The sequence below is a fragment of the Paenibacillus sp. PSB04 genome (assembly GCF_025809195.1).
Taxonomy (GTDB): domain Bacteria; phylum Bacillota; class Bacilli; order Paenibacillales; family Paenibacillaceae; genus Paenibacillus_AQ; species Paenibacillus_AQ favisporus.
The window spans coordinates 727147-752500 of sequence record NZ_CP081301.1 but is presented as its reverse complement, the minus strand read 5'-3'; the positions used below and the strand labels follow the sequence as shown (position 1 = coordinate 752500).

Genomic DNA, 25354 nt, shown 5'->3' with positions numbered 1-25354 from the left:
GGCAAAATGACCCCGTAACTTCGGGAGAAGGGGTGCCCCGGTAGTGTGAATAGCACGAGGGGGCCGCAGTGAAAAGGCCCAAGCGACTGTTTAGCAAAAACACAGGTCTGTGCGAAGCCGCAAGGCGAAGTATACGGGCTGACGCCTGCCCGGTGCTGGAAGGTTAAGGGGAGCGGTTAGGGGTTTACCCCGAAGCTGTGAACCGAAGCCCCAGTAAACGGCGGCCGTAACTATAACGGTCCTAAGGTAGCGAAATTCCTTGTCAGGTAAATTCTGACCCGCACGAATGGCGTAACGACTTGGGCGCTGTCTCAACGAGAGATCCGGTGAAATTTTAATACCTGTGAAGATGCAGGTTACCCGCGACAAGACGGAAAGACCCCATGGAGCTTTACTGCAGCTTGATATTGGATTTGGGTACGATCTGTACAGGATAGGTGGGAGCCTTTGAAACCTGAGCGCCAGCTTGGGTGGAGGCGCCGTTGGGATACCACCCTGATCGTATCTAGGTTCTAACCTGGTACCGTGATCCGGTATGGGGACAGTGTCAGGTGGGCAGTTTGACTGGGGCGGTCGCCTCCTAAAGAGTAACGGAGGCGCCCCAAGGTTCCCTCAGAATGGTTGGAAATCATTCGAAGAGTGCAAAGGCAGAAGGGAGCTTGACTGCGAGACCTACAAGTCGAGCAGGGACGAAAGTCGGGCTTAGTGATCCGGTGGTACCGCATGGAAGGGCCATCGCTCAACGGATAAAAGCTACCCTGGGGATAACAGGCTTATCTCCCCCAAGAGTCCACATCGACGGGGAGGTTTGGCACCTCGATGTCGGCTCATCGCATCCTGGGGCTGAAGTAGGTCCCAAGGGTTGGGCTGTTCGCCCATTAAAGCGGTACGCGAGCTGGGTTCAGAACGTCGTGAGACAGTTCGGTCCCTATCTGTCGTGGGCGTAGGAAATTTGAGAGGAGCTGTCCTTAGTACGAGAGGACCGGGATGGACGTACCGCTGGTGCACCAGTTGTTCCGCCAGGAGCATGGCTGGGTAGCTACGTACGGACGGGATAAGCGCTGAAAGCATCTAAGCGTGAAGCCCCCCTCAAGATGAGATTTCCCAGTATGTAAGACCCCTTGTAGACGACGAGGTAGATAGGTTGGAGGTGGAAGTGCAGCAATGCATGGAGCTGACCAATACTAATCGGTCGAGGGCTTATCCAATAAATATAAAACACAGATTCGTTTCGTATCTAGTTTTCAAGTGATCAAACACTTGAACGTTTGGTGGCGATAGCGGAGGGGTTCCACGCGTACCCATCCCGAACACGACCGTTAAGCCCTCCAGCGCCGATGGTACTTGGACCGAAGGGTCCTGGGAGAGTAGGACGTTGCCAAGCGAAGGACCACTGTTGATAACATCGACAGTGGTTTTTTTGTTCCCCCGCTCCTGTTGATAAGGGGCTTTTTTCATCCACAGGCTCCAATGTTTTTAACATTTCTTCATCTTAATTATGCACAGATAACGTTTTCGACTCCCCGTTTCGCCAAAAAACCATCCACAAATACACAAAATGATCCCCATAACCCACAGATGATCCTGAATAACCACGACAAGATCCTATTCTTTATATAAGTTGTCCCCAGGTAAACAGGATAGATTGCAGGATGGATTGACTTTGCACACAGGTTTTGCCATACTCGTCTTTGAATTCAATGATTGTCAGGACGATGAGGGTCTGACTGAATTCGCAGGCACATCCTTAATAGGCGAGGTGGAAGCATGGAAATCCGGAATTTACGGGAAGATGAATTTGAGCAAAGCACTCGGCTAAGCGAATATGCTTTTCAATACAAGATGACTCCCGAGCGGAAGCAGCTGGCCAAAGAACGATTTAAACCTGAGCAGGTGTGGGGCATTTTTGACGAAGATGAGCAACTGGCGGCTAAGCTGGTGTTAATCCCGCTTACGGTATCGGTTCAAGGTGAGACTTTTCCTATGGGCGGGATTGCGAGCGTTTCCACATGGCCGGAGAACCGCCGGCAGGGTTATATTAAGCATCTGTTGACGCACGCGCTGCAGCAGATGAATGAGAACGGGCAGGTCTTTTCCATGCTGCATCCTTTTTCCTACCCGTTTTACCGGAAATACGGCTGGGAAATGTTCAGCGAGTACAAGAAATATGTCATTTCGACCGATAAATTGCCGGCAAAGGTCACCACTGAAGGTGCGGTTCGGCGGGATATCAAAGACGTGGATGTTCTGGATACGGTCTATGCTGCATTTTCCAAACGTTATAATGGATTGATGGTTCGGACGCGGGAATGGTGGACCCGTTCGGTACTGGACGAGGATGGGCATACCGCGGTATATTATTCGGCATCAGGTGCGCCGGAAGGATATGTTCTTTATAAGGTGGAAAACAAGGAGTTTACCATCGATGAACTCATTTATGTCACGGATGAGGCACGCCGTGCGCTATGGACTTATATCGCCAATCACGATTCAATGGTGACGCAGGTGATCGTCAATTTCATGCCGATGGATGACAGTCTTACATATCATTTGGCCGATCCACGGATTAACCAGGAAATTATCCCATATGGGATGGCCCGTGTCGTAAATATGAAGAAACTCGTCGAAACTTATCCTTTTACAGCCTCCGGTGAGGGGAGAACTGAGCGTCTAACTATTCAGCTGACGGATATGTATGCACCTTGGAATGAAGGCGTTTGGAGCTGGGCGTTCTCATCGGACGGAACCGTATCGGTCACCCCCCTGGATTCATCTCAAGAACAGCAGGAGGAGGTCCTTAGCTGCGACATCCAGGCACTGACCGTCCTGCTGACGGGGTTCAAACGGCCGGCTGAACTATACCAATCCGGGCGAATTGCAGGCAATCGGAAGGCAGTGAGCATATTGGAAGAGCGGATCCCCGCTCGACAGACCTTGTTTATGGATTTCTTTTAATTATGGAATAAAATACCATGCCGTACAATTCTTATGAGCTGGGATCCGGTCAGAATGATAGCCCTCTGCATACGTTGCAGGGGGTTATTTCGTATCGGTGCGGTATAAAAAGAAGGAGAACGTCAAAAATGAAGATACACCCTCTTGGCAAAACGTGAGAATATGTTATAATTTAGATCAAAGAAAGTCAAAGTCAACGTAAATTCAAATGTATGTTTGTTTACCGTTGAACTCACAATAGTGAATGCGCAAGGTTTAGATCAGTTATAACATATTCACCGGGTTAAGATCCAGATTCGAGCCCACGACCATTGGTTAAGTTTAAAGGAGATGGTTTGGGTATGCGAACGGACTAACGAATGACCATGAAGGTCTTGACGTTTTAACGTAATGGAGGATGAACAATGCGTAATATCTCTGATATTATTGAACAATATCTGAAGGGTATTCTGCATGATAGTCCCGAAGGAATGATTGAAATTCAGCGCAACGATCTGGCTGATCAGTTCTCATGCGTTCCATCCCAGATCAACTATGTGATCAGTACACGATTCACGCTGGAAAAAGGTTATCTTGTGGAAAGCAAGCGCGGTGGCGGAGGGTATATCCGGATTCAACGGATTGAACTCCCGCAATACTCGGCGCTTCATACGCATCTCCACCAAACGATTGGGGAACGCATCGATCAGAACGTGGCCGAAGGGCTGATCTATCAGTTGGAGGAGGCACGCATCCTTAGTAAGCGCGAAGCGAGCATTATGCGCGCTGCGATATCCAGAGAGTGCCTGATGATCAAGCTTCCTTACCGGGATGAGATACGTGCTCGGCTGATGAAGGCGATGCTGATTTCTTTGTTAGGCAAATAGGCTTACGGAGAAAAAGGAGGTACATCGGTATGCTTTGCGAAGAATGTGGTAAGAGGCCGGCGACTCTCCATTTTACCAAGATTGTGAATGGTGAGAAGACGGAGTTTCATTTTTGCGAATCCTGTGCCCGGGAGAAAGGGGAAATGATCCCCGGAACCTCTGGCGGATTTTCTATACACAGCCTGCTGTCTGGTCTCATGGACATTGACATGGCCGGCAAAGGAGCGGCAAGCAGCGCCAAGGCTGCTCAATCGCTGAGATGTGAAGAGTGCGGGATGACGTACTCGCAGTTTAGCAAGATCGGCCGGTTCGGCTGCAGCTCCTGTTATAAGTACTTCGGCAACCGCCTGGACCCTCTGCTCAAAAGAGTTCACGGCAGTACCGTACATGTCGGCAAGCTGCCCAAGAGAGGCGGCAGCAAAATTCAAGCCAAACGGAAAATCGACGGCTTGAAGCTCGAGCTTCAGCAGCGTATTCACGAAGAGGAATTCGAAGAGGCTGCGAAGCTGCGCGACCAGATCCGTAAGCTTGAGAAAGAATTGTCGGAACAGTAAAGTTCACTCGAAGGAGGAGGAATGCGTGATGCCAAATCTCCGGTTTACCGAGAAAGCGCTGAGCGATTGGATGCGCGGCCAAGCCGATGCTTCCGAAATCGTCATCAGCAGCCGGGTTCGGGTTGCGCGCAACCTGCAGCATCTTCCTTTTCCGCTATTGGCCACCCGCCAGCAGTCGGAGGAAGTGCTCAAACGTCTGACGGGTATTCCCAGTGATCACCTTCAGTCTTTTGGAACTTTTTATACCGTGGAGCTCGACCACATCGATCCGCTGGACAAAAGGGTGCTGGTAGAGAAGCATTTGATCAGCCCTAATTTGGCGAATGAATCCCAGAACGGCGCGGTCATCCTCAGTGAGGACGAATCGGTCAGCATTATGATTAACGAAGAGGACCATCTTCGCATTCAATGTCTATACCCCGGTTTTCAAATCCGCCAAGCCTGGGAGAAGGCCTCGAGCATTGACGATAAATTTGAGGAATATATCGATTACGCCTTTGACGATAAGCACGGGTACTTGACCAGCTGTCCAACCAATGTGGGCACAGGCCTGCGGGCTTCGGTCATGATGCACCTCCCGGCGCTGGTGATGACCCAGCAGATCAACCGGATTTTATCCGCTGTTTCACAAGTTGGGCTCACCGTTAGAGGAATTTACGGGGAAGGCAGCGAAGCAATAGGTAACCTGTTCCAAATCTCGAATCAGATTACCTTGGGACAGACCGAGAATGAAATCATCGACAACCTCCACAGCGTCGTGCTGCAGATTATCGAGCATGAGAAAAATGCACGCACGCGGCTTATGAACGATTCCAGACTCCGCATTACCGACCGCATCAAACGGTCCTATGGGATTTTATCCTACGCGGAAGTGATGGATTCGAAAGAGGCGGGGCAGCGTCTCTCTGACGTACGCCTTGGAGTTGACCTCGGGATTCTTGAGGGACCGTCTATTTCGGTGATGAATGAACTGAATGTGATGACCCAGCCGGGCTTCCTGCAGAAAACCTACGGTCACGAGATGAACACCGAAGAACGCGATATTTACCGGGCGAAGCTCATCCGGGAAACCCTCGGAAAGCGCTGAGCCTTTATGATATACAGTATTACGATGAAGGACGCAAGTGGAGAAGCGATGATAAAACTCATGGAGGTGCAGGAGATATGATGTTCGGAAGATTTACGGAACGTGCGCAGAAGGTGCTCGCATTGGCACAAGAGGAAGCGGTTCGTTTAGGGCATAACAACATTGGTACAGAGCATATTTTGCTCGGACTGATCCGGGAAGGGGACGGCATAGCCGCTAAAGCTTTAATCGGACTCGGACTTGGCCTTGAAAAAATCCAGGATGAAGTGGAAACGCTCATCGGACGGGGGCAGGAACAGCCGACGAATATCGCTTATACCCCTCGCGCCAAAAAGGTAATTGAGCTGTCCATGGACGAAGCGCGCAAATTGGGTCATACGTATGTGGGCACAGAGCATATCCTGCTCGGCCTCATCCGCGAAGGTGAAGGCGTGGCCGCCCGTGTGTTGAATAATCTCGGCATCAGCCTGAATAAGGCGCGCCAGCAAGTGCTGCAGCTGCTGGGCAGCAGCGAAGCTGTATCCAGCCATCACGGCAACCAATCCAACGTCAGCACGCCGACGCTCGACAGCCTGGCCCGTGACTTGACTGCGATTGCCAAGGAAGGCAACCTGGATCCGGTTATCGGACGCAGCAACGAGATCGAAAGAGTCATCCAGGTCCTCAGCCGCCGGACCAAAAACAATCCGGTGCTGATCGGTGAGCCGGGGGTTGGTAAAACCGCCATCGCCGAAGGCCTGGCGCAAAAAATCATCAACAACGAAATCCCGGAAACGCTGCGTGACAAACGCGTCATGACGCTGGACATGGGATCGGTTGTAGCCGGTACGAAATACCGCGGCGAGTTCGAGGACCGCTTGAAGAAAATCATGGATGAGATCCGCCAAGCGGGCAACATCATCCTCTTTATCGACGAGCTGCATACGCTGATCGGTGCCGGCGGCGCGGAAGGCGCCATCGACGCATCCAACATTCTGAAGCCGTCGCTTGCCCGCGGCGAGCTGCAGTGCATCGGTGCCACCACGCTGGATGAGTACCGCAAATATATCGAGAAAGACGCCGCTCTGGAGCGCCGTTTCCAACCGATCACGGTGGATCAGCCGTCTCCGGAAGAAGCGATTCAAATTCTGTTCGGCCTGCGCGACCGCTACGAAGCGCATCACCGCGTGAAAATTACGGATGAAGCGATCGTGGAAGCCGTGAAGCTGTCGGACCGCTACATTTCCGACCGGTTCCTGCCGGATAAAGCGATCGACCTGATCGACGAGGCGGGCTCCAAAGTAAGGCTTCACACGTACACCATTCCGCCGAATCTGAAGGAACTGGAAAGCCGGCTTGAAGATATCCGCAAGGAAAAAGATTCGGCCGTGCAAAGCCAGGAATTCGAGAAAGCGGCAGCCCTTCGCGATACGGAGCAGAAGATCCGCGAAGAGCTGGACGTTACAAAGAACCAATGGAAAGAAAAACAGGGCCGTACGGACTCCGAAGTGACGCCTGAGGATATCGCCCAGGTTGTGGCCAGCTGGACCGGCATTCCGGTCAGCAAGCTGAAGGAAGAAGAAACGGAACGCCTGCTGAATATGGAGACAATCCTGCACGAACGCGTTATCGGCCAGGAAGAAGCCGTCAAGGCGGTCAGCCGCGCGGTAAGACGTTCCCGTGCCGGTCTGAAGGATCCGAAGCGTCCGATTGGATCGTTCATCTTCCTTGGACCTACGGGTGTCGGTAAAACCGAGCTGGCCCGCGCTCTGGCCGAGGCGATGTTCGGTGACGAAAATGCGGTAGTCCGCATCGACATGTCCGAGTACATGGAGAAACACTCCACGTCCCGGCTGGTCGGAGCGCCTCCGGGATACGTCGGCTATGACGAAGGCGGCCAGCTGACTGAAAAAGTACGCCGCAAGCCGTACTCGGTCGTTCTGCTGGACGAAATCGAGAAGGCGCACCCTGAAGTGTTCAACATTCTGCTTCAAGTGCTGGAGGACGGCCGTCTGACCGACTCCAAGGGCCGTGTGGTGGACTTCCGCAACACGCTGATCATTCTGACCTCCAACGTCGGTGCGGAAGCGATCAAGCGGAACTCCACGATGGGCTTCACGGCAGCAGCTGACGCCGGGGCCGATTACAACAACATGAAGGATAAAGTGATGGGAGAGCTGAAGAAGAGCTTCCGTCCGGAGTTCCTGAACCGGATCGACGAAATCATCGTCTTCCACTCGCTCGAAGAGAAGCACATCGCCGAAATCGTGACGACGATGACCGAAGAGCTGCGTAAACGCCTGCGCGAATTCAATGTCGACTTTACCCTGACGGATAAAGCCAAGGCATTCCTCGCCAAAGAAGGCTACGACCCGGCATTCGGTGCCCGTCCGCTTCGCCGGGCGATCCAGAAGCATATCGAGGACCGTCTGTCGGAAGAATTGCTCACGGGCCATGTGTCCAAGGGCGACTCGCTGATTATCGATGAAGAGAACGGCGCGCTGACGGTCAGCAAAAACGAAAATGTATCGGCCAATACACAGTCGTAAATGAGCCGGTGACTTCATACGAAGCTTGAAACAACAAGGGATTGCCCCGCCGGTTTTTATGGACCCGGCGGGTCGGTCCCTTTTTTGTTTGTATCGCAGTGATAAATCAATGTAAAGTTTTTGGATAGACTTTACGATAAATCTTAATAAATGGTAAACTTAAAATAATGCCAAAATTCTGAGGTAACGACATAATTAGACAAATTGGCTGCAGCAAAGGAGAGAGCATGGCCAAATCGAAAACGAAATTTTACTGTACCGAGTGCGGCTATGAAGCTGCCAAGTGGTACGGAAAGTGTCCGGGCTGCCAGGCCTGGAACTCGATGGTAGAAGAAACGGAAAGCATCATCAAGACGCAGGGGATGAATTCCCCGCTTTTTCATAGTAAAGAAAAGCCGCTTTCGATCATAAATATAGAGAGCAGCCAGGAAGCAAGGGTGCTGACCGGGATCGGCGAGCTCAACCGCGTTCTGGGCGGCGGGATCGTTCCCGGATCGCTCATTCTTGTCGGGGGCGACCCGGGCATCGGCAAGTCGACCCTGCTCCTGCAAACGTCGCACGCCCTGACGCAGTCCGGCCTGCGCGTGCTGTACGTGTCCGGTGAGGAATCGGTCCGTCAGACCAAGCTCCGGGCGGATCGCCTCGGTGCCCTCTCGCCGGAACTGTACGTTCTGTGCGAGACGAATATGGATCTGATCGAAGAGGCGATCGAGAGTGTAAAGCCTCAGTTTCTGGTGATCGACTCCATCCAGACGGTCTACATTCCCGAGGTGACCAGCGCGCCGGGAAGCGTGGCGCAGGTCCGGGAATGTACGGCCCGGTTTATGCGGGTAGCCAAAGGGCTCGGCATCGCCACCGTCCTTGTGGGGCATGTTACAAAGGAAGGGGCCATCGCCGGACCGAGGCTGCTGGAGCATATGGTGGACTGTGTGCTTTATTTTGAAGGCGAGCGTCATCATACCTACCGGCTGTTAAGAGCCGTTAAGAACCGCTTTGGATCGACAAATGAGATCGGCATTTTTGAGATGAACGAGGTCGGGTTGGTCGAGGTGGGAAACCCGTCGGAGCTGTTTCTGTCCGAGCGCCCGCTCGGCGTGGCGGGGTCCACGGTCGTGGCCAGCATGGAGGGCACCAGACCCGTCCTGGTCGAACTTCAGGCCTTGATCTCTTCCACGCATTTTCCGTCACCCCGGCGCATGTGCACCGGGATCGACCATCACCGGATGGGACTGATCATTGCGGTGCTGGAGAAGCGGATGGGCATGTTCCTGCAGAATCAGGATGCGTACCTGAACGTGGCGGGGGGCGTCAAGCTGGACGAACCGGCGGTTGATCTGGCCATCGCCGTCAGCATCGCCTCCAGCTTTCGGGATATTCCGACAAAGCCGTATGACGTCATGTTCGGCGAAGTCGGCCTGACCGGCGAAGTCCGGGGCGTCTCCCGTGTGGAACAGCGCGTCCGGGAAGCGGAGAAGCTGGGGTTCAAGCGGATTATTTTACCGGAGAAAAGTTTGAAAGGATGGAGGCACCCCAAAGGTATTGAAATCATCGGAGTGAGTACCGTTGCAGATGCACTAGCGGTCGCGTTAGATTAGGGGGCAAATGAAGATGAAAGAACCGAGCCAATTGGAGAAAATGAACGATTTATTGAAGCTCGTGGCACCCGGCACGCCGTTTCGCGACGGCCTGGAAAACGTGCTGCGCGCCAAAACCGGGGGACTGCTGGTGGTCGGCTACAGTCCCGAAGTGATGGAGGTTGTGGACGGAGGCTTCTCCATCAACTGCGATTTCTCGCCCAACTACTTATATGAGCTGGCCAAGATGGACGGGGCCATCATTTTGAGCGAAGACCTGAAGCGGATTCTGTATGCCAATACCCAGCTGATTCCTGACTCGTCCATATCTTCGATCGAAACGGGGATTCGGCACCGGACGGCCGAGCGGGTCGCCAAACAGACCGGCAAGCTGGTCGTGTCGATTTCCCAGCGCCGGAACATCATTACCTTGTACCAAGGGACGCTCCGCTACGCGTTGAAAGAGATCGGCGTCATTCTAACCAAAGCCAACCAGGCGCTTCAGACACTGGAGAAGTACCGGGCGGTGCTGAACCAGTCGCTGACGAACCTGTCGGCTTCCGAATTCGAAGAGCTGGTCACCGTACCCGAAGTGGTCAACGTCATTCAGCGCGTGGAGATGGTTCTGCGCATCAAGATGGAAATCAAGCGATACATCAACGAGCTGGGGAACGAAGGGCGCCTGATCAGCATGCAGATGGAAGAGCTCGTGAGCAACATGGAGGAAGAAGCCTGGCTCCTGTACAAAGACTATGCCCGTGACGACAACGATGAGAAGATCCGCGAGATGATCGCCGGACTGAAACGGGCGACCGACGACGAGCTGCTCGATATCCACTATGTCGTCCGTCTGCTGGGATATCCGTTGTCGGCGGCAACCTCAGAAGAGTCTGTAGCACCCCGTGGTTACCGGATCCTCAATAAAATTCCACGTCTGCCGAACGTCATCATTCACAACCTGGTGGAACGCTTTGAACGGCTGCCGCATATCATGATGGCTACGATCGAAGAATTGGATGAAGTGGATGGAATTGGCGAAGTCAGAGCCCGCAATATTAAAGAGGGACTGAAACGCTTGCAGGAACAAGTATTCATTGACAGACAAATTTAAATGCCATACAATCAATGGATGACATGGGGGTACTACGATATTTGAGGTGAGAAAATGTTTACGAAATCAATTCCGAACATGTGTACCTTGGGTAACTTGTTTCTCGGAATGGTAGGGATTATGCTGGCCCTCGACAACAAGCTGAGCTTGGCGGCCATCATGATTATCATTGCAATGCTTCTCGACGGATTGGACGGCCGGGTGGCCCGGGCGCTCAATGCACAGAGTGAGTTGGGCAAGGAACTGGACTCCCTCTCGGATGTAATTTCCTTTGGTGTTGCACCCGCACTTATCATGTACATTTCTTGTTTCCACGATATGCATCATGCGCTGATCTGGACGGTAACCGCCGTATTTCCCATGTGCGGGGCGCTTCGGCTTGCCCGCTTCAACGTCCAATCAGGCAGCCCGGGCTACTTTATAGGTCTGCCTATACCGGCAGCGGGCGGTGTGCTTGCAACATTATCTTTGTTCCGTGATGATATTTCCGCCCCCTATATGATCATCGCCATGCTGCTGCTGTCATACCTGATGGTCAGCACGGTCCGGTATCCGAACTTCAAGAAAATCGGTTTTCCGAAGAAAGCGATGATGTACGCGCCGTTCGTCATCCTTGCCGGAGTTGCGGTCGCCGTTACGTTCCCGGATCAGCTCTCCAAGCTGATTTTCCTGCCGCTGGTGCTGTATGCCGCTTACGGTGTGAAGGAGAACGTGAGAAGGTTGTCGCGGAGACGCCGGCGCCATCGCGAGCAGTCCGATAAAGTGTTCAACGACCACTCCTCATAAACGACGTCCTGTTTAATAGAACGGGATGCAAAAATAAAAAGCATTTATTTCCTGCCCGGAGCAGCGAGATAAATGCTTTTTTTGATGTATAAAAAAATCTTGTCTTCTATGACATGTTAAACAGACCGAGGGTAGAGCATTTTTGCGATTCCTTCCGGACCACTTCATCCATATTGATATCGAGCAGATTGCACAGCGCCGACATATAGAACAGGTTTCGCCCCAGCTCGGTGCTGATCACCTCACGGCAGTTCTCGCACAGCTCCCCTTGGACATGGGTCCGTACCGTTTCCTTGGCTTCCTCGAGGTTCAGTCCCGGAGCAAAGGTTTGTTTGGTGGCATGAAGTTCAATACAGCCGCAATCGGTAATCGCTTTGGCGACGGACCGGTTCACGGAGGCACTGCTTTGTCCATTCTTTGACAATACATCCAGCAGACTGCGGTGACGGAGCAACAGTTCGGAAACCTGATCTTGAAAGTCTTGTAAACTTGGTGTGCCCATGTAACCTATTCACCTCTAACCTCTAGTTTTTTGAATTGAACTTATTATATTCCAGTCAATTCCCCATTTTCAACCAAAAACGAGACTTCTGTAGGATGGTACAAAAGAAAGGTTCAGCCGTCCAATAAAAATTGGAATATACAGGATTAGGTTGCTGCAAAATGGACCATACTGCTAATGAAATCTGCAACTATTAAAAATATGGATTTAAGGAGGTGAGGGAACTGATGCTGAGGAAATCGATCACGGCATTTGCCGGATTATGCGGGGCATGGATCGGGTACTCGCTGCATCATGCAGCAGGCTGGTCGTTCCCTGGAATTGGAATTGATGATTCGCTGTGGGGCAGCCTGATGTTCGCTGTGGTTGGCGCAATTTTATTTATGTTGATTGGTTCCCTGTGTGCTCAAGCTGTATCGTATCGTCTGCATTCGTTTATCGCTTCGTTCTCGAACACGCCGATGAATGAACTGGCGGCCGGAGCGTCGGGTCTGATCGGAGGACTGCTGCTGGCTCTATTAATCTACCCCAGCCTTGCCTGGATTGGACATGCCGGGGATTTGCTGGCTGTCGGCGTGACGTTTGTGTGCGGTTATATGGGACTTCGGATCGGCTTGGAAAAGAAAGAGGAGCTCGCTTCCCTGTGGACTTCCGGCAAATGGAGCCGGGGCGAGCTGCCGGAGGAACGCCGGATTGAGGAGCATAAAATTCTCGATACGAGCGTCATTATCGACGGCCGGATCGCGGACATCTGCAAAACCGGTTTTATCGAAGGAACGATCGTCATTCCCGAATTTGTACTGGAAGAGCTTCAGCATATCGCGGATTCCTCTGACCTCTTGAAGCGGAACCGCGGACGCAGAGGACTCGATATTTTGAACAAGATCCAGAAGGAACTGGACGTCAGGGTGCTGATCTATGAAGGGGATTTCGAAGAAATTTCCGAGGTGGACAGCAAGCTGGTGAAGCTCGCCAAGGTGCTGCAGGGCAAAGTGGTGACCAACGATTTTAACCTGAACAAGGTGTGCGAGCTGCAAGGCGTATCCGTACTGAACATTAACGATTTGGCCAACGCCGTGAAGCCGGTCGTCCTGCCGGGGGAAGAAATTATGGTGCAGGTGATCAAGGACGGCAAAGAGCATGGCCAGGGAGTGGCTTATCTCGACGACGGAACCATGATTGTGGTTGAAGGCGGACGCGACTATATAGGCAATATGATGGAAGTGCTGGTAACGAGCGTGCTGCAGACCTCCGCGGGGCGGATGATCTTCGCCAAACCGAAACTGTTGGAAAAAGCCCAGTAAACGCGGTATGATGGGGGTATACTCTTTTTCGGTCAGTTGTTGAGGAGGCTTTGCATCGACTTGGGCACAGAGAATCAGGTGGGCGTCATTGTGGTATCCGCGGGCCGCGGCTCCCGGATGGGGACGCAGGAAAGCAAGCAGTACCTTATGCTTGAAGACAAGCCCATCATTATGCATACGCTTGACATTTTTGAACAAATGCTGCTGGTGAAAGAAGTGGTCCTGGTCACCGGTGCGGACGATATTCCGCGCTGCGAGCAGTGGATCCGGAATTACGGACTTGGTAAAGTAACCAAGGTCATCGCCGGCGGAAGCGAAAGACAACAATCCGTATACAACGGCTTGATGGAAATCGGCACAGAATGGGTAATGGTTCATGACGGGGTTCGCCCGTTCGTGGAACCTGAACACATTGAGGCATGCTACCGGAAGGCGCTCCAGGAAGGAGCGGCCGTGCTGGCGGTGCCGGTGAAGGATACCATCAAGCAGGTGAACGATTCGGGGACGATTCTGGCGACCCCTGATCGCCGGAGTCTGTGGGCCATTCACACCCCACAGGCTTTTCGTCTTTCCGATTTGAAAAGGGCTCATGAACGCGCCGCAGCGGACGGCTTCACCGGCACCGACGACTCCATGCTCGTGGAGCGGCTGGGCATTCCCGTGGCCGTTGTGGAAGGCAGCTATACGAATATCAAAATTACGACGCCGGAAGATTTGGAGTACGCCGCATTTATGCAGAAACGCAAGGGAGAGAAAAAGGGATGATACGTGTAGGACAAGGGTTTGACGTTCACCAGCTGGTGGAGGGCAGGCCGTGCATCATTGGCGGAGTCACGATTCCGTATGAGAAGGGGCTGCTGGGACATTCCGACGCGGACGTGCTGCTGCATGCCGTCGCGGATGCGATTTTGGGTGCGCTTGCGCTGGGGGACATCGGCAAGCATTTTCCCGATACGGATCCGGAATTCAAGGACGCGGACAGTTTGAAGCTGCTGCTGCATGTATGGGGCCTCGCCAAGGAGCGGGGGTACCGCCTGGGCAACATCGATTCGACCATTATCGCCCAGCGTCCGAAAATGGCTCCTTATATTCCGCAGATGGCTGAAGTCATCGCCAAGGCGCTGGATGCCGACGTGACACAGGTCAATGTGAAGGCAACTACGACGGAGCAGCTCGGATTCACCGGTCGGGGAGAAGGCATTGCAGCCCAATCGGTTGTATGCTTGATCCAAGATGTGCTATCATCTTGAAGGATTTAAGCTGGAATAGGGTAAAGTATTTCTGAACGGACTTTATTGATCAATGATATGACGGAGGGGATCAGGATGAGCAAAGTGCGCGTACGTTATGCACCGAGTCCAACCGGACATTTACATATTGGCAATGCCAGAACGGCGCTGTTTAACTATTTGTATGCCCGTAACCAGGGCGGAGAGTTTATTATCCGAATCGAAGATACGGACGTGAAGCGGAATATCGAAGGCGGCGAAGAAAGCCAGCTGAAGTATTTGAAATGGCTTGGCATGGACTGGGACGAAAGCGTCGATGTGGGCGGGGCGTATGGCCCTTACCGCCAGACCGAACGTCTGGACATTTACAAGAAATACTGGCAGGACCTGCTGGACCGCGGCTTGGCTTACCGCTGCTATTGCACCGAGGAAGAGCTGGAGAAGGAACGGGAAGAGCAGATCGCCCGCGGCGAGACGCCGCGCTATTCCGGCAAGCACCGTGACTTGACGCCTGAGCAGTGTCAGGCATTCGAAGCGGAAGGCCGGGTGGCCAGCATTCGCTTCCGGGTACCGGATAATAAAACGTACACGTTCAACGATATGGTCAAAGGCACGATTTCTTTCAATACCCAGGACACCGGTGACTTTGTCATTGTGAAAAAGGACGGCATTCCGACGTACAACTTCGCGGTGGTGCTCGACGACCATCTGATGGAAATTTCCCACGTGCTGCGCGGGGAAGACCATATTTCCAACACGCCGCGCCAGCTGATGATCTACGAGGCGTTCGGCTGGGAGCCGCCGCTGTTTGGTCATATGACGCTGATCGTGAATGAGAACCACAAGAAGCTCAGCAAGCGGGATGAATCGATCATCCAGTTCATCGAGCAGTACGACCAGTTGGGTTACCTGCCGGAAGCGATGGTGAATTTTATCGCCCTGCTGGGCTGGTCTCCGGAAGGCGAAGAAGAGATTTACAGCAGAGAAGAGCTGATCAAGATCTTCAATCCGGACCGCCTGTCGAAGAGCCCGGCCGTGTTCGATCAGAACAAGCTGGCTCATCTGAACAATACGTACATTAAGAATGCCGATACCGACCGGATTACGGAGCTGGCGATTCCGCACTTGCAGCGGGCGAGCCGCCTGCCGGCTGAACTGGATGAGGAGCAGAAGGCATGGACGCGCAAGCTGGTCGCTCTCTATCAGGAACAGATGACAGCCGCATCGGATATTGTCGATCTGTCGGAGGTGTTCTTCCGCACTCATCTGGAAATCGATCAGGAAGCCCTGCCGGTGCTGGCTGAGGAGCAGGTACCTACCGTATTGTCGGCGCTGCTGGCGAGGATCGAAGCTTCGGAGGAGTATACCGCTTCGTATATTGCCGCGCTTATTAAAGAGGTTCAGAAGGAGACCGGCGTGAAAGGCAAGCAGCTCTTTATGCCGATCCGCGTCGCGCTGACCGGCCAGATGCATGGCCGCGATCTGAACGAGACGATCTTCCTGCTGGGCCGCGGACGCGTGATCGAGCGGCTGAAATCGCAAATTAAGGGAGCATAAGTGGATTCTTTCTTGTAATCACAGCATATTCTAACCCATAAGCTCCCTGAAACACTTCTTGTCAGTAAGACGACTTATCGGCTATAATTACAAGCAAAATCATTTCGGCCCCGCTGTTACAGGGAGTGCCGAATGATCCAATGTGCGATCAGCGAAGATCAGGAGAAGTACATTGATCACGCCATTGACAGAGAGGGTGACCGCAAGGGAGGCGCAAGTTTTCCTTCAGGCTGGAAGTTACCTATTGGCCGGCAGTGGAAATGCACCTGTGAGCTGCATGGATGAGCGGAGGAGGATCTCCCCCGTTAGACTGTGCCGGACGTCCGCCGTTATGAGGACAGAAAGTGGGGCTTTTCGTTTGCGATGCAGTCTGCCGGAATTACCGGCGGGCACGTCAGCAGCAAGGCCCAAGCAGAGTGGGACCGCGCGTATAACGTCTCTGCAGCATGATGCTGCAGGGGCGTTTTTTGTTGAAAGAATCTTCGCTGGGCGTGTTGGGCTTCGATGAACAAGCGTCGATGATCGCTTTTGTTGTCAGAACGAGAAGGGGTTGTGCCTCCACGAAACGATGGAGAACAGAAGAAGCAAAGAGGGGAACGGATATGTTCAAGCACATGAAATCGGATATCCAAACCGTATTCGAGAATGATCCGGCGGCCAGAAGTCTGTTCGAGGTCATTTTCACCTATTCCGGGCTGCATGCCATCTGGGCTCATCGGGTTGCGCATGCACTGTACAAACGCCGGTGGTTTACGCTGGCGCGCGTGATTTCCCAGGTCAGCCGCTTCATGACGGGGATCGAGATCCATCCCGGAGCGAAGATCGGCAAGCGCCTGTTCATCGACCATGGCATGGGTGTGGTCATCGGGGAGACCTGTGAGATCGGGGACGACGTCGTCATTTACCAGGGCGTTACCCTCGGGGGCACCGGGAAGGAAAAAGGCAAACGGCATCCGACCATCGGCAACAATGTCGTCATTGCGTCCGGCGCGAAAGTGCTGGGATCGTTTACGGTCGGCGACCAGTGCAACATCGGAGCCAACTCGGTCGTTCTGAAGGAAGTTCCCTCGAACAGCACGGTGGTGGGCATTCCGGGAAGAATCGTGAAGCAGGACGGGCGCCGGGTGGACCGTCTCAGCCATCAGCTGCCTGACCCGATCGTCGACTCGCTGCGCAGCATGCAGCAGGAGATCGAACAGCTTCGCGGTGAATTGGAAAGACTACAAACGGAAAACAACCGGCTGCAGCAGGAGGAAACCCCGGCTGGAGCACGTTCGAAATAAAGAAGCAGCGAATTTCATGGATGAAAGGAAATGTGGATATGTCCCTTCAAATTTATAATACGATGATCCGGGCGAAAGAAGAGTTTGTGGCGAAGCAGCCGGGAAAGGTGAACATGTACGTGTGCGGTCCGACCGTATACGACTACATTCATATCGGGAATGCGCGTCCGATGATCTTTTTCGACGTCGTTCGCGCGTATCTGGAGCAGATCGGCAACGAAGTCAATTACGTGGTGAACTTCACGGACGTGGACGACAAGCTGATCCGCAAGGCCGAGCAGATGAACAGCACCGTGCCGGTGGTGGCGGATACGTTTATTAAAGCGTACTACGAAGACCTCGACGGGCTGGGCATTCATAAGGCGACGATCAACCCGCGGGTGACGGAGAACATGGATAACATCATCGCCTTTATCAAGGAGCTGGAAGACGAAGGCTTCGCTTACGAAAAAGGTGGCGACGTCTTCTACCGGACCGGCAAATTTGCGGGGTATGGCAAGCTTTCGCATCAGAAGCTGGAGGAGCTGCAGTTCGGCATCCGGATCGGCGTCGACGAGCGGAAGGAAAGCCCGGAAGACTTCGTGCTTTGGAAGGCGGCGAAGCCGGGTGAGATTTTCTGGGCAAGCCCTTGGGGCGACGGCCGCCCTGGCTGGCACATCGAATGCTCGGCCATGGCCCGCCGCTACCTTGGCGACACGTTGGATATCCACGGAGGTGGACAGGACCTGCAGTTTCCGCATCACGAGTGCGAAATTGCACAGTCGGAAGCTTTGACCGGCAAGCCGCTGGCCAACTACTGGATGCATAACGGGTATATCAAGATCAATAACGAGAAAATGTCGAAATCGCTCGGAAACGGCATTTTGGTCAAAGATCTGCGGGCCCAATATAAAAAAGAAGCGATCCGCTACTTCATGCTGTCCACGCATTACCGCAACCCGCTCAACTTCAACAGCGAGACGATGGATCAGGCGATGAAGAGCGTGGAGCGGATCGCCAACGCCGTCACGAATATGAAGCACCGCCTGGATACGGTGGCTCCGGACGGAAACGGTCCGGTCCGCGAATCCGTGCAGCAGAAGCTGGATGCGATTCTCGCTTCCTACTATGAAAAAATGAACGATGATTTCAATACGCCGGATGCGATTACCTCCGTATTTGAATGGGTCAGTGAAGCCAACCTGCTGCTTCAGGAGCCTGTGGCGAACCCTGCTGAACTGAAGGCGATGCTGGCGGCTTTTGACGAATTGAACGCGGTGCTGCGGCTCTATTTCGAGGAAAAGGCCGAGCTTCTGGACGAGGAAGTGGAGCAGCTGATCGCCGAGCGTGCCGAAGCCCGGAAGAACAAAAACTGGGGCCGCGCGGATGAAATCCGCGACGAGCTCGCGGCCAAGGGAATTCTGCTGGAGGATACGGCGCAGGGCATGCGCTGGCGCCGCAAATGAGCGGGGCGGACGGCAACGAACTGCTGCCGGAAAGTGCGGGAAGCTGGATGTTCAGCTACCCGCCATCCAAGCCGGCCCGGCTGATTCCGCCAATCGTCTTGGCTTATATTGGCGATGCTATCTATGAGGTGGCCATCCGCCAATATTTGATTTCCAAGACGAACCTGCGGCCCAATCAGCTGCACCGTTCGGCGACCGGACTTGTCTCGGCCAAGGCCCAAAGCCGGATTGTCGGCGCGCTGGAGGAGATGCTGACTGAAGAGGAGCGCGACGTAGTCCGCCAAGGCCGCAACGCCAAGTCGGGCACCATTCCGAAAAATGCCGACGTGCTGGAATACCGGCATGCCACCGCGTTCGAGTCCCTGATCGGATACTTGTACTATACCGGGCAGTTCGAGCGCATGCAGGAGTTAATCGACACGGGGATCAAGTTCATAGAGCAGCAGCCCAAGAAGAAATAAGATGGCAGGCCATCACAGGCAATAAGAATCAGGAGGAAAATCGATGGAGGAAGAAATCATTGCCGGGAAGCATTCGGTCACCGAAGCGCTTCGATCCGGGCGGACGATCAATAAAATATGGATTGCGGAAAATGCCCAAAAGCATCTGACGCAGCCGATCATTTTCGAGGCCAAAAAGCTTGGCGTCGTTATTCAGCAGGTGGACAAGCGCAAGCTGGACCAGATGGCGCCGGGCATGCAGCATCAAGGGGTGGTCGCGCAGGCGGCGCCTTATGCCTACGCCGAAGTGGAGGACATCCTGCAGGCAGCGGAAGCCAAGGGGGAGGCGCCGTTCATCTTGCTGTTGGATGAGATCGAAGATCCGCACAACCTCGGCTCCATTCTCCGGACCGCGGACTGCACCGGCGTTCATGGGGTAATCGTGCCGAAACGCCGGTCGGCACAGGTTACCGCGACCGTGTCCAAGACGTCCGCCGGCGCCGCCGAATACGTCCCGGTCGCACGCGTAACGAACCTGGGGCAGACCATTGAGGAGCTGAAAGAGAGAGGAATTTGGGTCGTCGGTACCGACGTGTCGGCTTCCTCCGAGATGTACGACACGAATGTGTTTGACGGCCCCGTCGCCGTAGTCATCGGTAACGAAGGGAAAGGCATGGGCAGACTGATCCGCGAAAAATGCGATGTTTTGGTGAAACTCCCCATGAAAGGTCAAATCAACTCGCTTAACGCTTCCGTGGCCGCGGGAGTCGTGATGTACGAAGTTCTGCGCCGGCGCCGCACCCAAGGTTAGCCGGAATGGCGGCTTTGCGCGATGTGCTTCTGGTCGATGGCTATAACATGATCGGCGGATGGCCGTCCCTTGCAGAGCTGTCGCAGATCAGCATGCAGGAGGCCAGGGACGAGCTGCTGGCCAGGCTGGCCGATTACCAGGCTTTTTCCGGAAGAAAAGTGATCGCGGTATTTGACGCCTACCGGGTGCCGGGTCTGGGCAAATCCTTTTCGCAGAGCAAGGTCCAGGTTTACTTTACGAAGGAGAAGGAAACGGCGGACGAATGCATTGAGCGTCTTGTTGGAGAGCTGACCCGGCGGAGCAGGCAGATTTATGTGGCGACCAGCGATTTGATCGAACAGCATGTCATCTTCGCGCGGGGAGCGCTTCGCTTGTCCGCCCGGGAGCTGTTGATCGAAGTGGAGAACAGCGAGCAGATGATCCAGAAGCGGATCAAGGAAGATCAGGCCAGATCGACGCGCAATACGCTGGACAGCAAGCTGTCGCCGGACATCCGCGAAATCTTCGAACGATGGCGGCGGGAATAGCCAACTTTTGTATGAAATGACAAATTTGCAGCTCTTGACATTTTTGCTATCGCTGTTCTTTTTTGGATAATCCGTGGTTGACGGCTTGGAGAGCATCATTTATACTGTTCGTATATTTCACGAGTAACGGGTACCTTGCGTTGCAGCCGGGGGGTTTCTTGGTGAGCGTCGACCTTAAAGAGTTAATGTTATCTGATTATGATTACAAGACGGATGAGGACGTAGTCGAATATTTCCGCGAGGGTGACAGTGAAGCGCTGGAGTACTTGATTAACAAGTACCGGAATTTCGTGCGGGCCAAAGCCAGATCTTATTTTCTGATCGGCGCCGACCGCGAGGATATCATCCAGGAAGGCATGATCGGTTTATACAAATCGATCCGTGATTTCAGAGGGGACAAGCAGTCCTCGTTCAAGGCTTTTGCCGAGCTGTGCATTACGAGGCAGATCATTACGGCGATCAAGACCGCGACGAGACAGAAGCATATCCCGCTGAATTCTTACGTGTCGTTGGACAAGCCTATCTATGATGAGGACTCCGACCGTACGCTGCTTGACGTGATTTGCGGCTCGCAGGTATGCGATCCGGAAGAGCTGATTATTAACCAGGAAGAGTTCGTCGGACTCGAGGACAAGATGTCCGAGATTCTGAGCGACTTGGAGCGCAAAGTGCTGATGCTGTATTTGGACGGCCGCTCCTATCAGGAAATTGCGGTGGATTTGAAACGGCATGTGAAATCGATCGATAATGCTCTGCAGCGGGTCAAGCGCAAGCTGGAGAGATATTTGGAAGTTCGCGACAATTGAACAGACGCTAAGGTGAAGAAAGGCTCGTAAGGAGTCTTTTTTTATTCACTCGGAAGTGCCGAGGTTTAACCTCTGGACGAATGAATCATACTGGTAAATGAATGCAGGCGGCTTATGATGAGAAAAAAAGGCTTGAAACGACAGGGAATCGTGGTTTTTAAACGCGTATTGACAAGGCCATTCTTTCGTTGACATGGTTTGACCCTTGTGATAAAGTGTTTTAGGTAGGCCTAAATTCGCGTGTTTTAATGAATGGTAGAGCAAAGGCTTCGGCACGAGCTTAATCGTTCATTTCGCAGGAACGGTTTTTTTTCTTTTCAGCGATGAAAAGTTTAGGCTGTTTCCTACTAGGGATCAATATTGACTCTTCTGAAATAGAAGGACGTCTTCGGGAGGTGCACAGCATGCGGGTAATTATCACTTTGGCTTGTACGAATTGCAAACAAAGAAACTATACGACTACCAAAAACAAGCGAAATCACCCCGACCGCATGGAGATGAAGAAATTTTGCAAGTTTTGTAACGAGCAAACTCCTCATCGCGAAACCAGATAGTTTTTTGGAGGTGTAGTCGGCGTGAAAGGTTTCAAGTCTCTGTTTTCCTTTTTCTCTGAAAGCTGGGCGGAACTTAAAAAAGTTCGCTGGCCTAATCGTAAAGAGTTGACGAATTACACGCTTATCGTACTTGGCACCATTGCGATCGTCACGATTTATTTTTGGGTTCTAGATATCGGCATTTCCGCTGTGATCGAAGCGATTATTTAAGAAGGGTCCCGGGTGGCTTGATATGGAAAAAAGATGGTACGTAGTTCATACCTATTCTGGGTATGAGAATAAGGTCAAAGCCAATTTGGAAAAACGCGTTGAGTCCATGGGCATGGAAGACAAGATTTTCCGCGTTCTTGTTCCGATGGAAGAAGAAGTGGTAAACAAGGACGGCAAGAAAAAGGTCGTCATGAGAAAGGTTTACCCCGGATATGTCTTGGTGGAAATGATCCAGACTGACGATTCCTGGTACGTTGTACGCAATACGCCAGGGGTTACGGGATTTGTCGGTTCGACGGGTTCGGGTTCCAAGCCGACGCCTTTGCTTCCGGAAGAAGTGGAACAGATTCTGAAGCATATGGGTATGGAAGAGCCGAAGCCGAAGATCGAATTCGATATTAAAGAATCCGTACGTATCAAAGTTGGTCCTTTTGCGAATTTTGTTGGCTCGGTAGAAGAAATTCTCGTCGACAAGAGCAAGCTGAAGGTACACGTCAACATGTTTGGACGGGAAACCCCGCTTGAGCTGGATTATACTCAGGTGGAGAAGATATAATGTTCTTCAGGTTTCTTGTGGGAGGGCCTCGAGGCCCGCTAACCACTTTTGAAGGAGGTGTCTTACATGGCAAAGAAGGTAATCAAGGTTGTTAAACTGCAAATCCCTGCAGGTAAAGCGAATCCGGCGCCGCCAGTAGGTCCAGCATTGGGTCAAGCAGGTGTCAACATCATGGCATTCTGTAAAGAATTCAACGCTCGTACCGCTGATCAAGCTGGTCTGATCATTCCGGTTGAAATTTCGGTATTTGAGGATCGTTCCTTTACGTTCATTACCAAAACTCCACCGGCTGCAGTTCTGCTTCGCGTAGCTGCCAAAATCGAGAAGGGTTCCGGCGAACCTAACAAGAAGAAAGTCGCTACCGTTAAACGCAGCACTGTCCGTGAGATCGCTGAGCAAAAAATGCCTGACCTGAACGCAGCTTCCGTTGAAGCAGCTATGCGTATGGTTGAAGGTACTGCGCGCAGCATGGGTATCACAATCGAAGACTAATCCGGTTTTTCTTGCGACACCCGGCCTATGAGGCCGGCACATGTGGGAGGAATATCCGCTAAAACCACAAAGGAGGAACAAACATGGCTAAACATGGTAAGAAGTATGTTGAAGCTGCCAAGTTGATCGACAGCGAAGCAGTATACGAGCCAGCAGAAGCTGTAGAGCTTGTGAAAAAGGCTGCGACTGCCAAGTTCGACGAAACCGTTGAAGTTGCAGTTCGTTTGGGCGTTGACCCACGTAAACAAGACCAAGCCGTTCGTGGTGTTGTTGTCCTGCCTCATGGCACGGGTAAAACACAACGCGTATTGGTATTTGCGAAAGGTGACAAAGCGAAGGAAGCGGAAGCGGCTGGCGCAGATTTTGTTGGCGATCAAGACATGATCAACAAGATCCAACAAGGCTGGTTCGAATTCGACGTCTGCGTCGCTACACCTGATATGATGAGCGAAGTCGGTAAACTGGGTCGTCTGCTCGGTGGTAAAGGCCTTATGCCTAACCCTAAAGCAGGAACAGTTACGTTCGATGTTGCCAAGGCTGTTCAAGAAATCAAAGCCGGTAAAATCGAATACCGTCTGGACAAAGCAGGTCAAATTCACGCACCGATCGGTAAAGTATCTTTTGATGCGGCCAAACTGAATGAGAACCTCAAATCTCTCATCGACGCACTCAACCGTGCTAAACCAGCTGCTGCAAAAGGTGTTTATCTGAAGGGGATCGCCGTATCCTCGACGATGGGACCAAGCGCACGCGTGAATACAGCAACCTTTAAATAAGTTATCGTTGACTCGTTCTGAGTTATCTGTTACTATATAAAAGTTGTTGTTTAGGTCCTTGTGACCGACCACTAAAGTTGAATATGCTTACCGTAGACAGTAGGTGCCTAAGGGCTTAATTTCCTACCGAGGTGTTGTGATAGAATATATATGATTTTCCTGCGCTTTGCCCGGACAATCATCATTCATCAGGCCTTCGTAAATCTACGGAGGCTTTTTACTTGCCTATGAAATCGGAGAAGCCAAGAGTACTCAGACTCGAAGCGGACTCCGACGTAGATCGAACTGGCGGCCGGCAAGTCCGGCTGGACAGTCATTGAAACTTTCAGGAGGTGTAGACATTGGCAAACGCAAAAGTGATTCAAGCGAAACAAGAAGCTGTAGATGCGGTAACTGCGAAATTGCGCGAAAGTGCAACGACAGTAGTGGCCGACTACCGCGGATTGAACGTTGCCCAAGCTACCGAACTGCGTAAGCAGCTTCGCGAAGCGGGTGTTGAATTCCAAGTGTTGAAGAACACTTTGCTGCGCCGTGCGACTGCCGCTGCTGAGCTGACTGAACTGGACGAAGTATTGACCGGTCCAACAGCTATCGCATTCAGTGCAGAAGACGCCGTAGCACCAGCTAAAATCCTTAACGATTTTGCTAAGAAGAACGAAGCTTTGAAACTGAAAGGTGCCGTGGTTGAAGGCCGTGTAGTCGGCGTTGACCAAATCAAGGCGTTGGCAGAACTGCCATCCCGCGAAGGTCTCCTTTCCATGCTCCTCAGCGTGCTTCAAGCTCCAGTTCGCAACTTCGCGCTTGCAGTTAAGGCTGTGGCTGAGAAAGAAGAACAAGGAGCGTAAGCTTCCCGTTCTGACAGCTTAAAAGTAAACAAAAAATAATTTTATTATAAAATGGAGGTTCAACCATGAGTAAAGAGCAAATCTTGGAATCAATCAAAGGTATGACTGTTTTGGAACTGAACGACCTGGTTAAAGCAATCGAAGAAGAATTCGGCGTAACTGCTGCAGCTCCAGTAGCTGTAGTTGGCGGCGGCGCTGGCGCAGCTGAAGCTGCTGAGCAAACTGAATTCGACGTAATCCTGGCTAACGCTGGTGCTTCCAAAATCAACGTTATCAAAGCCGTTCGCGAAATCACAGGTCTTGGCTTGAAAGAAGCTAAAGAACTCGTTGACAACGCTCCAAAACCACTGAAAGAAAAAGTGGGTAAAGAAGAAGCTGAATCCGTTAAAGCTAAATTGGAAGAAGCAGGCGCTACTGTAGAAGTGAAGTAATTCCTTCTCAGTTGAAGCACATAGCAAACCCCTTGATCATTCAAGGGGTTTGTTTTTGTAAAACCGCATCCCTTGTGACTAAACGACTAGAACCAGGGGATCCTGTGTAATGAAACCAAGGATTC

26 protein-coding genes, 2 rRNA genes and 1 other annotated feature (1 of these 29 cut by a window edge) are annotated in these 25354 nt (G+C 52.5%); of the genes, 27 read left to right on the top strand and 1 reads right to left on the bottom strand.

The genetic code is table 11. The features are described 5' to 3' along the window. The 10 genes from K2F33_RS04020 to pssA form a co-directional block, all read left to right on the top strand. Positions 1 to 1208: ribosomal RNA gene (locus K2F33_RS04020) — 23S ribosomal RNA — on the top strand; it begins 1722 nt to the left of the window's first position. Positions 1209 to 1267: 59 nt separating this feature from the next. Next, a 5S ribosomal RNA gene (rrf, locus tag K2F33_RS04015) occupies positions 1268 to 1384 on the top strand. A 383-nt stretch (positions 1385 to 1767) separates the two neighbouring features. Next, a complete protein-coding gene (eis, locus tag K2F33_RS04010; protein WP_263881030.1) occupies positions 1768 to 2955 on the top strand; it encodes a GNAT family N-acetyltransferase in 1188 nt (395 codons plus the stop codon). A 404-nt stretch (positions 2956 to 3359) separates the two neighbouring features. Then, the gene (locus K2F33_RS04005) at positions 3360 to 3821 is read left to right on the top strand and encodes a CtsR family transcriptional regulator (protein WP_076176703.1); all 462 of its coding nucleotides are present in this window, start codon (positions 3360 to 3362) and stop codon (positions 3819 to 3821) included. A gap of 29 nt (positions 3822 to 3850) precedes the next feature. Next, positions 3851 to 4375 (top strand): protein-arginine kinase activator protein McsA, encoded by a 525-nt coding sequence (locus tag K2F33_RS04000; RefSeq protein WP_263881029.1) that lies wholly within the window; start codon positions 3851 to 3853, stop codon positions 4373 to 4375. A gap of 28 nt (positions 4376 to 4403) precedes the next feature. Beyond that, positions 4404 to 5462 carry a protein-arginine kinase McsB gene (locus K2F33_RS03995; RefSeq protein ID WP_116234482.1) on the top strand — a complete coding sequence of 353 codons (1059 nt, stop codon included), beginning with the start codon at positions 4404 to 4406 and terminating at the stop codon, positions 5460 to 5462. Positions 5463 to 5539: 77 nt separating this feature from the next. Further along, a complete protein-coding gene (gene clpC, locus K2F33_RS03990) occupies positions 5540 to 7990 on the top strand; it encodes an ATP-dependent protease ATP-binding subunit ClpC (protein WP_076176706.1) in 2451 nt (816 codons plus the stop codon). A 227-nt stretch (positions 7991 to 8217) separates the two neighbouring features. Then, complete coding sequence (radA, locus tag K2F33_RS03985; protein ID WP_089549786.1) at positions 8218 to 9585, top strand: DNA repair protein RadA; 1368 nt, start codon at positions 8218 to 8220, stop codon at positions 9583 to 9585. 13 nt (positions 9586 to 9598) lie between these two features. Beyond that, positions 9599 to 10675, top strand: coding sequence for a DNA integrity scanning diadenylate cyclase DisA (gene disA, locus K2F33_RS03980; RefSeq protein ID WP_076176708.1), 1077 nt, complete (start codon positions 9599 to 9601; stop codon positions 10673 to 10675). Positions 10676 to 10729: 54 nt separating this feature from the next. Beyond that, on the top strand, positions 10730 to 11461 hold the full coding sequence (pssA, locus tag K2F33_RS03975) for a CDP-diacylglycerol--serine O-phosphatidyltransferase (RefSeq protein WP_076176709.1): 732 nt from the start codon (positions 10730 to 10732) through the stop codon (positions 11459 to 11461). A 106-nt stretch (positions 11462 to 11567) separates the two neighbouring features. Here the strand turns inward: pssA and K2F33_RS03970 are convergent, their stop codons facing one another. Further along, positions 11568 to 11963, bottom strand: coding sequence for a nucleoside triphosphate pyrophosphohydrolase family protein (locus K2F33_RS03970; protein ID WP_076176710.1), 396 nt, complete (start codon positions 11961 to 11963; stop codon positions 11568 to 11570). Positions 11964 to 12190: 227 nt separating this feature from the next. Between K2F33_RS03970 and K2F33_RS03965 the strand changes: the two genes are divergently transcribed. The 17 genes from K2F33_RS03965 (at position 12191) to rplL (ending at position 25229) form a co-directional block, all read left to right on the top strand. Then, on the top strand, positions 12191 to 13267 hold the full coding sequence (locus K2F33_RS03965; protein WP_076176711.1) for a PIN/TRAM domain-containing protein: 1077 nt from the start codon (positions 12191 to 12193) through the stop codon (positions 13265 to 13267). Positions 13268 to 13321: 54 nt separating this feature from the next. Next, entirely contained in the window at positions 13322 to 14032 is a 711-nt protein-coding gene (gene ispD / locus K2F33_RS03960) for a 2-C-methyl-D-erythritol 4-phosphate cytidylyltransferase (RefSeq protein WP_412973993.1), read from the top strand. After that, positions 14029 to 14517: a 2-C-methyl-D-erythritol 2,4-cyclodiphosphate synthase gene (gene ispF, locus K2F33_RS03955; protein ID WP_105441910.1), complete on the top strand. Its 489-nt coding sequence runs from the start codon at positions 14029 to 14031 to the stop codon at positions 14515 to 14517. The genes ispD and ispF overlap by 4 nt, the downstream gene beginning before the upstream one ends. A gap of 75 nt (positions 14518 to 14592) precedes the next feature. Next, the gene (gltX, locus tag K2F33_RS03950; RefSeq protein ID WP_263881027.1) at positions 14593 to 16053 is read left to right on the top strand and encodes a glutamate--tRNA ligase; all 1461 of its coding nucleotides are present in this window, start codon (positions 14593 to 14595) and stop codon (positions 16051 to 16053) included. 602 nt (positions 16054 to 16655) lie between these two features. Beyond that, complete coding sequence (gene cysE, locus K2F33_RS03945) at positions 16656 to 17336, top strand: serine O-acetyltransferase (protein ID WP_116234485.1); 681 nt, start codon at positions 16656 to 16658, stop codon at positions 17334 to 17336. Positions 17337 to 17374: 38 nt separating this feature from the next. Continuing rightward, positions 17375 to 18781 carry a cysteine--tRNA ligase gene (gene cysS, locus K2F33_RS03940; protein WP_263881026.1) on the top strand — a complete coding sequence of 469 codons (1407 nt, stop codon included), beginning with the start codon at positions 17375 to 17377 and terminating at the stop codon, positions 18779 to 18781. Then, entirely contained in the window at positions 18778 to 19242 is a 465-nt protein-coding gene (locus K2F33_RS03935) for a Mini-ribonuclease 3 (RefSeq protein ID WP_145030018.1), read from the top strand. Before cysS ends, K2F33_RS03935 begins: the two co-directional genes overlap by 4 nt. 43 nt (positions 19243 to 19285) lie before the next feature. Continuing rightward, complete coding sequence (gene rlmB, locus K2F33_RS03930; protein WP_089549793.1) at positions 19286 to 20032, top strand: 23S rRNA (guanosine(2251)-2'-O)-methyltransferase RlmB; 747 nt, start codon at positions 19286 to 19288, stop codon at positions 20030 to 20032. A 5-nt stretch (positions 20033 to 20037) separates the two neighbouring features. Further along, the gene (locus K2F33_RS03925; RefSeq protein WP_076176718.1) at positions 20038 to 20559 is read left to right on the top strand and encodes an NYN domain-containing protein; all 522 of its coding nucleotides are present in this window, start codon (positions 20038 to 20040) and stop codon (positions 20557 to 20559) included. Between the two features lie 161 nt (positions 20560 to 20720). Then, on the top strand, positions 20721 to 21365 hold the full coding sequence (sigH, locus tag K2F33_RS03920) for an RNA polymerase sporulation sigma factor SigH (RefSeq protein ID WP_076176719.1): 645 nt from the start codon (positions 20721 to 20723) through the stop codon (positions 21363 to 21365). A gap of 404 nt (positions 21366 to 21769) precedes the next feature. Continuing rightward, complete coding sequence (gene rpmG / locus K2F33_RS03915; RefSeq protein ID WP_076176720.1) at positions 21770 to 21919, top strand: 50S ribosomal protein L33; 150 nt, start codon at positions 21770 to 21772, stop codon at positions 21917 to 21919. A gap of 21 nt (positions 21920 to 21940) precedes the next feature. Further along, positions 21941 to 22129, top strand: coding sequence for a preprotein translocase subunit SecE (gene secE, locus K2F33_RS03910; RefSeq protein WP_076176721.1), 189 nt, complete (start codon positions 21941 to 21943; stop codon positions 22127 to 22129). Between the two features lie 22 nt (positions 22130 to 22151). Next, complete coding sequence (gene nusG, locus K2F33_RS03905) at positions 22152 to 22685, top strand: transcription termination/antitermination protein NusG (RefSeq protein ID WP_076176722.1); 534 nt, start codon at positions 22152 to 22154, stop codon at positions 22683 to 22685. Positions 22686 to 22751: 66 nt separating this feature from the next. Continuing rightward, complete coding sequence (gene rplK, locus K2F33_RS03900) at positions 22752 to 23177, top strand: 50S ribosomal protein L11 (RefSeq protein ID WP_076176723.1); 426 nt, start codon at positions 22752 to 22754, stop codon at positions 23175 to 23177. An 83-nt stretch (positions 23178 to 23260) separates the two neighbouring features. Beyond that, a complete protein-coding gene (gene rplA / locus K2F33_RS03895) occupies positions 23261 to 23953 on the top strand; it encodes a 50S ribosomal protein L1 (protein WP_076176724.1) in 693 nt (230 codons plus the stop codon). Positions 23954 to 24025: 72 nt separating this feature from the next. Next, positions 24026 to 24182 (top strand) — a sequence feature (ribosomal protein L10 leader region). 112 nt (positions 24183 to 24294) lie between these two features. After that, positions 24295 to 24798, top strand: coding sequence for a 50S ribosomal protein L10 (gene rplJ / locus K2F33_RS03890; protein ID WP_076176725.1), 504 nt, complete (start codon positions 24295 to 24297; stop codon positions 24796 to 24798). Positions 24799 to 24863: 65 nt separating this feature from the next. After that, the gene (gene rplL, locus K2F33_RS03885; protein ID WP_076176726.1) at positions 24864 to 25229 is read left to right on the top strand and encodes a 50S ribosomal protein L7/L12; all 366 of its coding nucleotides are present in this window, start codon (positions 24864 to 24866) and stop codon (positions 25227 to 25229) included. Positions 25230 to 25354 lie beyond the last annotated feature (125 nt).